The sequence below is a fragment of the Gardnerella sp. c10Ua_244 genome, assembly GCF_055818055.1.
The window spans coordinates 37,688-49,569 of the sequence record NZ_JARFVS010000001.1 but is presented as its reverse complement, the minus strand read 5'-3'; the positions used below and the strand labels follow the sequence as shown (position 1 = coordinate 49,569).

Sequence of the window (11,882 nt, the reverse complement as noted above, 5' to 3'; positions counted from 1 at the left end):
AATATTTTTTAATACAAATATTTTACTCGATAATATGGTTTTATGTGCTATAACTTGCGTGCAAATATATTTTAAAGCAAAACTATATAGGGCTTGTGTCATGATACAAGCATGTTTCGCTTTTCTACAGGTGCTAGTGTATTCCGTGCGTGTTTTAGATCCTTGCGCTCGCTGTCTCATGCTTTAGTTTTGTACATTACTTCGCATTCTTTGCGATATTTTGCAGGATTCTTTACAGTAATTGTTGCGATTTTTGCGTTGTCGCTTCCAAGTGCATACGTCGTAGAAGAGCCTGGTCCAACGCAGGATGTTTTAGGATCCCTATCAAATACTCCTGTGATTGATATGTCTGGTTCTCGAGTAAAAGAAAATCATGATACTGGTAAATTATTGTTGATTACTGTCAATGTTTCTGGTGTTCCTGGATATGAGGTTTCAACATTTTATTCATTGATTTCGTGGATGGATCCTCATAAAAGTTTGTTGCCTCGTGAAGCTATTGTGCCAGTAGGGCAGAGTGCTGACGAGTATGAGAAGGAATCCACAAACGAGATGAATGATTCGCAAAGCCTTGCTCAAAATGTTGCGTTACAGTACGCGTCTAAGCATCTTGGAATTAAAAAAGAAGATGTAAAAGTTCGTTTACATATTGAAGATATTGGTGGACCGTCTGCCGGAATGATGTACACTCTAGGAATTCTTGACAAGCTTACTCCTGAACAAGAAACTGGTGGTAAGACGATAGCCGGAACTGGAACTATTGAAAAATCGCAAAAAATTGGTGCAATTGGTGGTATTCGGTTAAAGATGATTGCAGCTAAAAGAGATGGGGCTACTTGGTTCTTAGCGCCTTACGATAATTGCAATGAAGTTGTTGGGCATGTGCCACAAGGTTTGCGCGTTGTAAGTGTAAAAACATTGGATGATGCTTACAAAGCGTTAAAAGCTATTGGTTCTGGTCGTGGTGCAAATAAATTGCCAAGCTGCAATGTGAAATAAAACAATAAACCAAATAAAGCAGAAACCAAATAAAGAGCAGAAAGTGGGCGATGAGGGACTCGAACCCCCGACATCCACCGTGTAAAGGTGGCGCTCTAGCCAGCTGAGCTAATCGCCCGTTTGCAACAAATTAAAAACATACATGATGGTGTGTACGAATGCAACGTGTGGCGCGCGTCGTAACAATCGCGTACAGTATACTGAATAAGAACATGTGCTCAGGAGGTCGATATTCGATGGCTCAGAAACCTGATACCGCTCGTAATGCTTCAGCAATGGAGCGTGTGGGTAAGCGTAAGTTAGGATATAACGTCGCACAGGTGAATGCTTTTCTAGAGCGTGCTCACACTTTGTACGAAAGCGATGAAGCTCGACTTACGCAGAAAGATATTCAAGAGGTTTCTTTTGACTTGGAGCGTAATGGTTACATTATTGGTCAAGTTGATGCTGCGTTATCGCGTTTGGAACGTGCGGTAGTAGATAAGTGCACTGAGCAAGAATTGGCGCAATGCGGACGAGTTGCATGGAAAGCTCGTGTAGAAGCGCTTTATCGTAAACTTTTGCAACATGCTCAAAGAGATTATCGCGATCGTTTTGATCGTGGTTCTTCGCATCACCCGTCTTATGCGCGTAAACAAGTGGATATTATGGTCGATCAAGCATTAGATAAGATTGCTCTTATGCTTGGTCATGAGCTTGAGTGGGAAACGGACAAAGAAACATTACAAGATATTGATTCTGCTTATGTTTCTAATGTGATTTTTACGCAAAAAAACGGTAAGCACGGTTATGATGAGCGTCAAGTTGATTATTATTTAAACGCTTGTGTGCGTTTGCTTAGCAGCTTGGAATCTTTTGAGCGTGTAGAACAGTATGTTGATGCGGATAATAGTAGTTCCTCATACTCTCGAGCAGCATCTGAATCTTATTCTGCTCCTGCTTCTGTTCCTGCTTCTGTTCCTCCTTCTGTTATTCCTGTAACTAAAGCTGAAGAGCCTGCTAAATCTTCAGAATCTACGGAATCTTATAACCATTCTGAAGAGTCTGTTCCATCATTTGCTCCTTCAATAAAGCCTGCATCTGATTTCAGTGCTGCTTCTGCAGCTTCTTCCGCTTCTGCCACTGCACCTTCTGCTTCTTCAATATTCAAACCTGTTGAGGATGCTGTGGATGATGAAGACACTGCGGATAGATTGTCTAAGATTGCACCTCGCTCAATACCTAGCGTGCCAAATCATGATAAACAAAGCATTTTTGCTCCTGTAGATTATGCTAATCAAGATTCTAATGATTCGTTTGAAGCGTTAAATAAGTCTGAGCGCGCAATATTTACACCTCATGCTGCTGCAAGTAAGCCTTCTAATGTTCTTAACGATACTGATAGCAATGACGAGCTTTTGCAAAGCGCTACAGTAATGCGAAACTCTTCTGAATCTTCTGTGCTACCTCCTTCTTTCACTCCTGCAGCTCGTAATCGCAATAATTCATCTGCGCCTAAGCCTGTTGCGGCTCCTGCTCCTGATGAATCAATTCCATCATTTGCTCCTCAAGATTCTGCACAGCATTCCTCGCAGCATTCTTCGCTTAATATTCCGGAGTTGCATGTTTCTAATTTGCAGCCGAGTAAGCCATTGAGTTTAGATATTCCAGATTTGTCATTCCCAATTATTGGTCATATTGATGAATCTACTAATTTCGGTAGCTCTTCTCAAGGCGACGATGATTCGGAAAATAACGATCGTAATTAATCTAACTATTAAAAAGATATAGTTTGATTTATGCCATTGTATCGCGATGAAGCTGTTGTGCTTCGTACTTTTCCTTTAGGTGAAGCGGATAGGATTGTTGTGCTTCTTACTAAGCGGCATGGCAAAGTTCGTGCTGTTGCAAAGGGAGTTCGTAGGCTTAAATCACGTTTTGGTGGTCGTCTTGAGCCGCTTATGCGTGTTGATTTGCTTCTTGCACAAGGTAAATCTTTGGATGTAGTCTCGCAGGCTGTTTCTATTGCTGCTTATGCTGGTGAAATTTGTGCAGATTATACGTCCTATGAGTATGCAAACGTCATGCTTGAAGTTGTGGATTTGCTTGTTTCTAACGAATATACAGATGAATACAGGCGTGAATATCAAGATACGCTAGGGCAGTATCGTCTACTTACTGCGGCTTTACTTTCATTGTCCAAGCATAAGCATTCTCCTGATGCTATTGGCGTGTCGTATATATTGCGAGCATTGTCATTAGCTGGGTGGTCTCCGCGACTACAAGCTTGTGTTGTATGTGGGAAAAATGAAGATTTATGCTATTTTTCGCCTTGCGCAGGTGGAATGATGTGTGCAAGTGATCACACTCCGGATTCAATAGTTTGTGCTAATTCGACGCGTTTGCAATTGTGTGCTCTTGCGCAAGGAAACTGGTCTGTTCTTGACGGAGTGTCGGTTGATTCTTCTACTATGCGATGCGTTCAGCAATGGGCTGAATATTATCTTGAGCGACCTATTCGTTCGATGGGGTTGTTACATTCGTAAGTATGGCTTTTGAAAACGTGGATTATAAGTCGCTCGATATTCCAGCGGCTCCTTTTAGTGACCCTTCTCACATACCAGATTTTCCTAAGGGCAAAGTGCCTCGTCATGTCGGTGTGATTATGGACGGAAACGGACGCTGGGCAAAAGAGCGCGGAATGATTCGAACCGAAGGTCACAAAGCTGCAGAACCGGTAGTTTTTGACGTTATTGCAGGAGCTATAGAAGCAGGAGTTCGTTACTTAAGCTTGTACACTTTTTCTACCGAAAATTGGAAGCGATCTCCACAAGAAGTGCGCTTTTTAATGGGATTTTCTAGGGATATTATTCACCGCAGAGTTGCGCAAATGAACGAATGGGGAGTGCGCGTTCGTTGGGCAGGAAGGCGCCCTAGATTGTGGAAGTCTGTTATTGACGAGTTGGAAAAAGCGCAAGAAATCACCAAAAATAATAAAACTATTGACGTTGTTTTTTGCATAAATTACGGCGGTCGTGCAGAAATTGCGGATGCTTGCGCGCAAATCGCGAAAGAAATTCAAAATGGCAAAATTAAAGGCGATCGTGTAAGTGAAAAAATGATTGCTGAGCACTTGTATAATCCGGATATTCCAGATTGCGATTTGGTGATTCGCACTTCCGGCGAGCAGCGCACTAGCAACTTTTTGCCTTGGCAAGCATCCTACGCGGAACTTGATTTTGTGCCGGAACTATTCCCGGATTACGGCCGCGAAGTGCTGTGGAGGTCGATTGACCGCTATGCGCATCGCGACCGCAGGTTTGGTGGCGTAAAAAACGCCTAGTATCTCACTAAGATTTGTTACTTTTCGCTAGTGAGCCAAGCGCAAGCTGCCACAACTGCAGCTTCTAATCCGCGATTAAGAGTGGGCTGCAAATCTGGGGCGAATGCCGGATTGTGATTTCCAGGAGCATTCTGCATATCCGCAAAACCACCTAAGCCCCAGTAAGCGTAAGGAGTTTTAAAAGCGTTCGCGACTATAGAAAAATCTTCCGAAGCAGAAGCGCGCGAAATATCTACAGAATCTTCTCCAAAGTATTCATCAAAAGCTTTACGCACGCGCAAAGATGCATTCTGATCATTATTTGTAAGCGGATAGCAATCATAATACGTAAACTCTGGTTCTTTAGGACATCTTGCAAGCTCGCACTCTCCACGCACAATTCGTTCAATAGCATTGTGCACAAATTTTTGAGTATCTTCGCTATAAGTTCTTGTGTTAATTAAAAGCTCGGCATCATCAGGAATAATATTCGACTTACTTCCTGCATTAAGCGCGCCAACTGTAACAATTGCGTAATCTTTAGCTGCAAGTTCGCGAGAAACAATCGTCTGCAATTTAAGCACAATTGACGAAGCAACAACCACCGGGTCAACGCTCAACTCAGGCATAGAACCATGCGAACCTTTACCAAAAATGTGCACGCGAATCGAAGCTGCAGTAGTTAAGAACGCGCCCGAACGAATACCGACTGTTCCTGCAGGAATAGTGCCCAACACATGCTGACCAAGGTAAACGTCAGGCTTTGCAATCATGCTCATAATGCCATTTTTCACCAAGTCTTTTGCGCCTTGAGCTGTTTCTTCTCCAGGCTGAAAAACGCCAATATACGTTCCTTTCCAAGCATCTTTATGCTCATTAAAAGCCTTCAAGGCACCAAGTAGGCTGGAAATATGAAAATCGTGACCGCAAGCGTGTGAAACTCCAACCGTTTTGCCATTTTCGTCTTGCGCACTAACTGTTGAAGTGTAATCTTTTCCTGAATTTTCTTTAATTGGAAGCGCATCGATATCCGCTCTCATAGCAACAACAGGACCTTCGCCGTTTTTAATCTCTGCCACAACGCCTATTTTTCCAACTCGCTTTGTTTCAATCCCAGCTTCGCTAAGAATATCAATAATTGTTTGAGCTGTATGATCTTCTTTCATTGACAGTTCAGGATGTTGATGAAAGTATTTGTATTGTTTTTCTCGTTCTCTTTGGGTTTCATCTAAATCGGATAATATTTTCTGAACTGCCGTAAGTTGCAGCATAAATTCCTGCTTTCTTTTGTTTTATTATAACTTTTTTGAGTTTTGAGATTATTTGATTTTAGTTTTATTCTTCTTTATTTCGTTTGTCGAGAATCTTATCTACAAGCGCACTTTTTGCGTCAATTTGATTGCTAAAACCAGGGCGAATATCTAATTTTAGTATTACTCCAGTACGGTATCCTTTACTAACTAAAGTCATCGTAGCATCTTTCACAACGCGCATAACGTCATCAAATTCGCCCTCAATATTCGTGAACATTGCGTTAGTTTCGTTCTTTAATCCAGAATCGCGAATTACTTGTACAGCATCCGCCACGTACTCGCTCAACTCGTCTCCGACTCCGCTTGGAGCAATGCACAACGCCGCGACCGTGTTAGTTCTGTGCTCGTTCGCGTGGTCGTTTGTATTCTCGTTATTATTTTCACTCATAGTAACAATCCCTTTAAAATCGTAATCTTATGCAAATCTAGCAAAACAAGACAACGCCAAATAATGCGTCAACAAACTTATAAATTTGCATTACTTTAACAATTTTACAAGCGTCACAGGGTTTTTCTATAATAGCAACGTTTTCACCCGAATTTTCTAGTTTTACGAAAAGGTGTATTGTGGCTGTTTCAAAGCTTGATGAAGTCGTCTCCTTGGCTAAGCGTCGAGGATTTGTGTTCCCAGCCGGCGAAATTTACGGTGGCACGCGTTCTGCGTGGGATTACGGCCCGCTCGGTGTTGCGTTAAAAGATAATATCAAGCGCGAATGGTGGCGCTACATGGTGACCACGCGTGGAGATGTTGTTGGAGTGGATACTTCCATTATTCTGCCTTCACAGGTGTGGGTTGCTTCCGGTCACGTTTCCGTGTTTAACGATCCTTTGATTGAGTGCTTGAATTGCCATAAGCGTCATCGTGCAGATAAGTTGGAAGAGTCTTATGCTGAAAAGCATGGCGACAAGATGCCAGAAAATGGATTAAAAGACATTGCTTGCCCAGATTGTGGTACTCGCGGAAACTGGACTGAGCCACGTGACTTCAACATGATGCTTCGCACTCATTTAGGACCGGTTGAAGACGAAAATAGCTTGCATTATTTGCGTCCAGAAACAGCTCAGGGCATTTTCGTTGATTTTAAGAACGTCATGACTTCTGCTCGTCAAAAGCCGCCTTTTGGCATTGCGAATATTGGTAAGTCTTTCCGCAACGAAATTACGCCTGGAAACTTCATCTTCCGCACTCGCGAGTTTGAGCAGATGGAAATGGAATTTTTCGTAGAGCCTGGAACCGACGAAGCTTGGCACCAGTATTGGATTGACACTCGTGTGCGTTGGTATGTGGATTTGGGTGTTAAGCCAGAAAACTTGCGCATGTATGAGCATCCTAAGGAGAAGCTCAGCCACTATTCCAAGCGCACTGTCGATATTGAATACAAATTTGGCTTCCAAGGTTCGGATTGGGGAGAGCTTGAGGGTATTGCAAACCGTACTGACTACGATTTGTCTGCTCATGCTAAGCATTCCGGCGAGGATTTGAGCTACTTCAACCAGGCTACTGGCGAAAAGTATGTGCCTTACGTTATTGAGCCTGCTGCTGGTCTTACGCGCTCGCTTATGGCATTTTTGGTTGATGCTTATGACGTGGACGAAGCTCCAAACACTAAGGGCGGAGTTGACAAGCGCACTGTTCTTCGACTTGATCCTCGTTTGGCTCCTGTTAAAGCTGCAGTTTTGCCTTTGAGTAAGAAGCCAGAATTACAAGCTGTTGCTCAAGATTTGGCTGCAGATTTGCGTCAGCATGATTGGGTTATCGATTACGACGAAGCTGGTGCTATTGGTCGCCGCTACCGTCGTGAGGACGAAATTGGTACTCCTTTGTGCGTAACAGTTGACTTCGATACTTTAGAAGATCATGCTGTTACAATTCGCGAGCGCGACACTATGCAACAAGAGCGTGTTTCCTTGGACAAGGTTGCAGATTACGTCGCTAGCCGAATTAACGAAAAACGTGTTAAGTATCCGCAAGGCCCTGTTGAAATCGTTGGTACTCGTGCAGCCGACGGTACTACGGATATTGCTAAAGAAGCTGGCGAAGACGAGTCTAAGCCTGTACAAATCGCTACTGCTGGCGGATTATACTAATACGCGTTTGAGTAGTGCTTAAGCATTAATAAGCAAAATTATTATTATAGTGAACGGAGTTAAAGCAATATGAATTTTTCTATAAAACCAGTGGATTTAGGGAAAGTTCATATTGCAACTCCTGTTGTTTTATCTCCAATGGCGGGGATCACTAACTGGCCATTTCGCGTAATCTGCCGCGAATTTGGTCCGGACGGGCTTTACGTAGCAGAAATGATTACAGCTCGAGCTTTAGTTGCACGAAATCCAAAAGCATTGCGTTTATGCCGTTTTGCGCCTAGCGAAAAAGTGCGCTCGCTGCAACTTTATGGTGTAAATCCTTCTATTGTAGAGCAAGCAGCTCGAATTGTTGTCGACGAAAACATGGCTGATCACGTTGACTTAAACTTCGGCTGCCCAGTTCCAAAAGTGACGCGACGCGGCGGTGGTTCTGCTCTTCCTTGGAAAACTGATTTGTTGCAAGAAATTTTGCATCGCGTTGTTTCTGTTTGCGAACCAGCAGGAATCCCTGTTACGGCTAAATTCCGCGTTGGAATTGACGAGAATCATGAAACTTTTATTCAAGCTGGTCATATTGCGCAAGAAGAAGGATGCGCTGCTGTAACTTTGCATGCTCGTACAACTGCAGAATATTATGGTGGTCATTCAGACTGGACGCGTATTGGCGAGCTTGTAGAAGCACTCGATATTCCAGTTTTTGGCAATGGTGATATTTGGGGTGCGGAAGATGCGCTCGCAATGTTTAAGGAAACTGGCTGCGCTGGCGTTGCTATCGGTCGAGGATGTCAAGGTCGCCCATGGTTGTTTGCTGATATTCGCAATGCTTGCGAAGGTAGCGATAATCGTGTGAATCCTACTTTGACAGAAGTTGGTTCCGTTATTTTGCGTCACTTGAAGCTTTTAGTTGAGTTTTATGATGGTGACGAGCGTATGGCTGTTCACGACTTGCGTAAGCATGTCGCTTGGTATTTAAAGGGCTTTCCTGTTGGTGGTGGCACTCGTAAAGCGTTTATGGAGTGCGAGTCGATTGAGGATGTTCAACGTAATCTCGATATGCTTGACGGTTCTCTTCGTTTGCCAGAAAAAGTGTTAGACACGCCGCGTGGGCGAGTTAGATTTGCTAAAAAAGTTCATTTGCCGTATGGGTGGTTAGATTCTCGTACAACTAGTCACGAAGAGCGAGAGGCGTTATTTGGTGATGATCCAATGGATGCAAGTTACTAGTGTTTTCTAGGGCTTTCGTCATTTTTTTGCACTGATTATTTCGATAATGTTCTATTAAAATCACCTTGTGCTCATATTTGCATATAGCACGGTGTATTATCAAAACAGTGACATTTTTTCAGTTTATTGTGAAAACGTCGTCAGTATCGAGCGTTTTGCGCTAAAATATTGTGTAAACGTGCGTGAGTGACAGGAGATAACGGTGAGCGAGATTGCCCAGACTGACAATTTCAACGACAAAACCATCATCAAGGTAGTCGGCGTCGGTGGTGCCGGCGGTAACGCCGTCAATCGGATGATCAGCGAGGGCCTACAGAATGTAGAGTTTGTGGCCATTAATACTGACGCTAAAGATTTACTGCGTTCTGATGCTGATGTAAAGATTTCATTATCTGATGCTTCGAGCCGAGGCTTGGGCGCTGGTGCTGACCCTGAAAAGGGTGCTAAGGCTGCGCAGGATCATCAATCAGACATTGAAGAGGCACTTAAGGGTGCTGACATGGTGTTTGTTACCTGCGGTGAAGGCGGTGGTACGGGTACTGGTGCAAGCCCGATTGTGGCTCGTGCAGCTCATCAGCAAGGTGCTTTGACTATTGCTGTTGTTACACGTCCATTCGGTTTTGAAGGACCGCAACGTGCTGCATCTGCAAAACTTGGTATCGAAAATCTTCGCAAAGAAGTTGACGCGTTGATTGTTATTCCAAACGATCGTCTTTTGGAAATTTCTGATCGTACTATTGGAATTATTGAAGCATTTAAGACGGCAGATACTGCGTTGCTCGCAGGTGTGCAAGGCATTACTGATTTAATTACCATGAATTCTTACATTCATGTTGATTTCTCTGATGTTACAGCTGTTCTTCGCGGAGCAGGTACCGCATTGTTCGGTATTGGTGCTGCAAAGGGCGAGGATCGTGCAACTCAGGCAGCTGAAATCGCTATTAGCTCCCCATTGCTGGAAGAAAGCATTGAGGGTGCTCACGGTGCTTTGATTAATATCGCAGGTCCAAGTGATTTGAAGCTTCAGGAAGCTTCTGCTGCAACTGAACTTGTTCGTAAAGCTATTCATCCAGAAGCTCAAATTATTTGGGGTCTTTCTTTGGATGATTCTTACGGCGATGAGGTTCGAGTTACGGTTATTGCTGCTGGATTTGATGCCCATCCTAAGGCGGAGGAGTCCTCAGCTAAAGCTGGTCAGTTTGTTGATATGCAAGCAGATGTTAAGCCTGTAGCTCCTGCACAGTCTACGTCATCTTTCAAAGAGGAAGCTCAAGCTGCTCCACAAGTAGAACAACCTGCTTCTATGCCTTCTATGTTTGAGCCTGCAATGAATCAGCAATATTCTCCTTCTGCAGCTCCTGTACAGCAGACTGCTGAACCTGACGAATTAGATATTCCTGATTTTCTGCGTTAAGCGTAACGAGAGGAGGGTTGCTTCATGGCTGGCTTTATGAAGAACGTGATGTCATACGTTGGTATGGCAGATGTGCCTGAGGATGATGATTATGCTGAATCTGATGTTCAAGAAACGTCATTCGATAATGATCGCTCGGTAACTCCTGCTGTGTCGCAACATGGTAATGATTTGCGTGGTGGTTCTGCTCGTGCGAATGCTAGTCGTATGAGTCGTATTACTACAATTCATCCTAAGTCTTACGATGATGCGCAAATGGTAGGTCGTGCTTTGCGTGACGGTGTTCCAGTGGTTTTAAACCTTACTGGTGTAACTGAATCAGTTGCGTATCGTATTGTTGATTTTTCTGCTGGAGTTGTATTTGGTGTTCGCGGTTCTATTGAGCGTGTGACTCCTAGGGTATTTTTGCTAAGCCCAGCACAAGTGAATATCAAAGTAGAGGATGCTCCGAACGACAATACTGCGCGTGACTTGTTCTCCTAAAAATTGTATTTGCTAAAGAATTAATTGAGCAGCGTTTGTTTAACAACTTTCGCTGCTTTTTTATACTTTTTGGTAGCATAAAAGCGATGCGTACGAGCATGACTAAAATCATGCGAATTTAAACTAAAGGCATATAGCCCAAATAACGAAAGTAATCTCATGAGCATTGAAAATGAAAACACTATGCAAGCCAAGCAACGCACTGTATTGTCGTTTGTGCGTCGTTCTGGGCGCTTAGATGCGCGTTTACAGCACGCTCAGGAGCGTTATGCAAGTCAGTACCTGCTAGACGTTACTGAAGCGCCTGGCTCATTTAGATTGCGCGAAAATTTGAACATTACGCATGATTGGATTAGTGATAAGTGGGGGAATGATAATCCGCTTATTGTTGAAATTGGTTCCGGGCAAGGCGAAAACATTGTTGCCGCAGCTGAACGTTTGCCGGAAACTAACTTTTTAGCGCTTGAAGTTTATGATCCAGGCGTTGCTCACACAATGCTTCTTGCTGGAAAGCAAGGTTTGACTAATCTTCGTATTGCGCAAATTAACGCTCCTGATTTCTTCGCTGCGTGCGACTGTGGAGTTTTAGAAGAAGTTTGGACTTTCTTCCCGGATCCATGGCCTAAAATGCGTCACCATAAGCGTCGTATTGTGCAACCAGAGCTTGCCTCTACAATCCATCAGGCGTTGCGTAAAGAGGGCGTTTGGCGCATTGCTACAGATATTGAGGACTATGCTTTGCATGTGCATGAGATTATGGATTCTCGCGAAGATTTTGCAAATATTGGCGAATTAAGCGTAAGTCTTCCAGTTGAGCACGTAGGAAAAGGTACAGCTGGCACCGCTGCAACTCTTCCACACGCAGATTTTAGCGAATCTGAGCGCTTTGCTGGTCGAGTTCTTACGAATTTTGAACGCAAAGGCTTGGAGGCTGGTCGCACGATTCACGACTTCACCTACATAACACAATAATGTTCTGCCGCCGCTGTTCTCGTAGCTTTGCAATTGTACTTAACCTCAACACGCCGTGAGTTGCGTACTGCTTTTTTGAGTGTTAATA

11 protein-coding genes and 1 tRNA gene are annotated in these 11,882 nt (G+C 43.7%); 9 read left to right on the top strand and 3 right to left on the bottom strand.

Annotated elements, in window-relative coordinates; all coding sequences use genetic code 11:
• The first annotated feature begins 111 nt into the window (after window positions 1-111).
• A complete protein-coding gene (locus tag P0108_RS00240; protein WP_004110543.1) occupies window positions 112-999 on the top strand; it encodes a YlbL family protein in 888 nt (295 codons plus the stop codon).
• A 44-nt stretch (window positions 1,000-1,043) separates the two neighbouring features.
• Here the strand turns inward: P0108_RS00240 and P0108_RS00235 are convergent.
• Window positions 1,044-1,117 (bottom strand) — tRNA-Val (locus P0108_RS00235).
• Window positions 1,118-1,235: 118 nt separating this feature from the next.
• Here P0108_RS00235 and P0108_RS00230 point away from each other — a divergent pair.
• The 3 genes from P0108_RS00230 to P0108_RS00220 are packed head-to-tail and all read left to right on the top strand — an operon-like array spanning window position 1,236 to window position 4,321.
• Window positions 1,236-2,747, top strand: coding sequence for a DivIVA domain-containing protein (locus P0108_RS00230; RefSeq protein ID WP_473730664.1), 1,512 nt, complete (start codon window positions 1,236-1,238; stop codon window positions 2,745-2,747).
• 30 nt (window positions 2,748-2,777) lie between these two features.
• Entirely contained in the window at window positions 2,778-3,524 is a 747-nt protein-coding gene (recO, locus tag P0108_RS00225; protein ID WP_004110538.1) for a DNA repair protein RecO, read from the top strand.
• A gap of 2 nt (window positions 3,525-3,526) precedes the next feature.
• Window positions 3,527-4,321: an isoprenyl transferase gene (locus P0108_RS00220; RefSeq protein ID WP_004110536.1), complete on the top strand. Its 795-nt coding sequence runs from the start codon at window positions 3,527-3,529 to the stop codon at window positions 4,319-4,321.
• 17 nt (window positions 4,322-4,338) lie between these two features.
• Here the strand turns inward: P0108_RS00220 and P0108_RS00215 are convergent, their stop codons facing one another.
• Window positions 4,339-5,571, bottom strand: a complete 1,233-nt coding sequence (locus P0108_RS00215; protein WP_033888600.1) for a M20 family metallopeptidase — start codon at window positions 5,569-5,571, stop codon at window positions 4,339-4,341.
• A 64-nt stretch (window positions 5,572-5,635) separates the two neighbouring features.
• Window positions 5,636-6,001, bottom strand: a complete 366-nt coding sequence (locus P0108_RS00210) for an MTH1187 family thiamine-binding protein (RefSeq protein ID WP_033888601.1) — start codon at window positions 5,999-6,001, stop codon at window positions 5,636-5,638.
• A gap of 179 nt (window positions 6,002-6,180) precedes the next feature.
• Here P0108_RS00210 and P0108_RS00205 point away from each other — a divergent pair, with 179 nt between their 5' ends.
• The 5 genes from P0108_RS00205 (at window position 6,181) to trmB (ending at window position 11,794) form a co-directional block, all read left to right on the top strand.
• Window positions 6,181-7,701: a glycine--tRNA ligase gene (locus tag P0108_RS00205; RefSeq protein WP_473730663.1), complete on the top strand. Its 1,521-nt coding sequence runs from the start codon at window positions 6,181-6,183 to the stop codon at window positions 7,699-7,701.
• Between the two features lie 69 nt (window positions 7,702-7,770).
• A complete protein-coding gene (dusB, locus tag P0108_RS00200) occupies window positions 7,771-8,925 on the top strand; it encodes a tRNA dihydrouridine synthase DusB (RefSeq protein WP_064621738.1) in 1,155 nt (384 codons plus the stop codon).
• A 202-nt stretch (window positions 8,926-9,127) separates the two neighbouring features.
• On the top strand, window positions 9,128-10,339 hold the full coding sequence (ftsZ, locus tag P0108_RS00195; RefSeq protein ID WP_116440542.1) for a cell division protein FtsZ: 1,212 nt from the start codon (window positions 9,128-9,130) through the stop codon (window positions 10,337-10,339).
• 24 nt (window positions 10,340-10,363) lie between these two features.
• Complete coding sequence (locus P0108_RS00190) at window positions 10,364-10,822, top strand: cell division protein SepF (protein WP_004105139.1); 459 nt, start codon at window positions 10,364-10,366, stop codon at window positions 10,820-10,822.
• A gap of 159 nt (window positions 10,823-10,981) precedes the next feature.
• A complete protein-coding gene (gene trmB, locus P0108_RS00185) occupies window positions 10,982-11,794 on the top strand; it encodes a tRNA (guanosine(46)-N7)-methyltransferase TrmB (protein WP_415707455.1) in 813 nt (270 codons plus the stop codon).
• Window positions 11,795-11,882: the final 88 nt, after the last annotated feature.

What these genes read in the sequence shown, in the direction of transcription:
- P0108_RS00240 (WP_004110543.1), top strand. Translation starts at nt 112, where the DNA reads ATGTTTCGCTTTTCTACAGGTGCTAGTGTATTCCGTGCGTGTTTTAGA.
- P0108_RS00230 (WP_473730664.1), top strand. Translation starts at nt 1,236, where the DNA reads ATGGCTCAGAAACCTGATACCGCTCGTAATGCTTCAGCAATGGAGCGT.
- recO (WP_004110538.1), top strand. Translation starts at nt 2,778, where the DNA reads ATGCCATTGTATCGCGATGAAGCTGTTGTGCTTCGTACTTTTCCTTTA.
- P0108_RS00220 (WP_004110536.1), top strand. Translation starts at nt 3,527, where the DNA reads ATGGCTTTTGAAAACGTGGATTATAAGTCGCTCGATATTCCAGCGGCT.
- P0108_RS00215 (WP_033888600.1), bottom strand. Translation starts at nt 5,571, where the DNA reads ATGCTGCAACTTACGGCAGTTCAGAAAATATTATCCGATTTAGATGAA.
- P0108_RS00210 (WP_033888601.1), bottom strand. Translation starts at nt 6,001, where the DNA reads ATGAGTGAAAATAATAACGAGAATACAAACGACCACGCGAACGAGCAC.
- dusB (WP_064621738.1), top strand. Translation starts at nt 7,771, where the DNA reads ATGAATTTTTCTATAAAACCAGTGGATTTAGGGAAAGTTCATATTGCA.
- P0108_RS00190 (WP_004105139.1), top strand. Translation starts at nt 10,364, where the DNA reads ATGGCTGGCTTTATGAAGAACGTGATGTCATACGTTGGTATGGCAGAT.
- trmB (WP_415707455.1), top strand. Translation starts at nt 10,982, where the DNA reads ATGAGCATTGAAAATGAAAACACTATGCAAGCCAAGCAACGCACTGTA.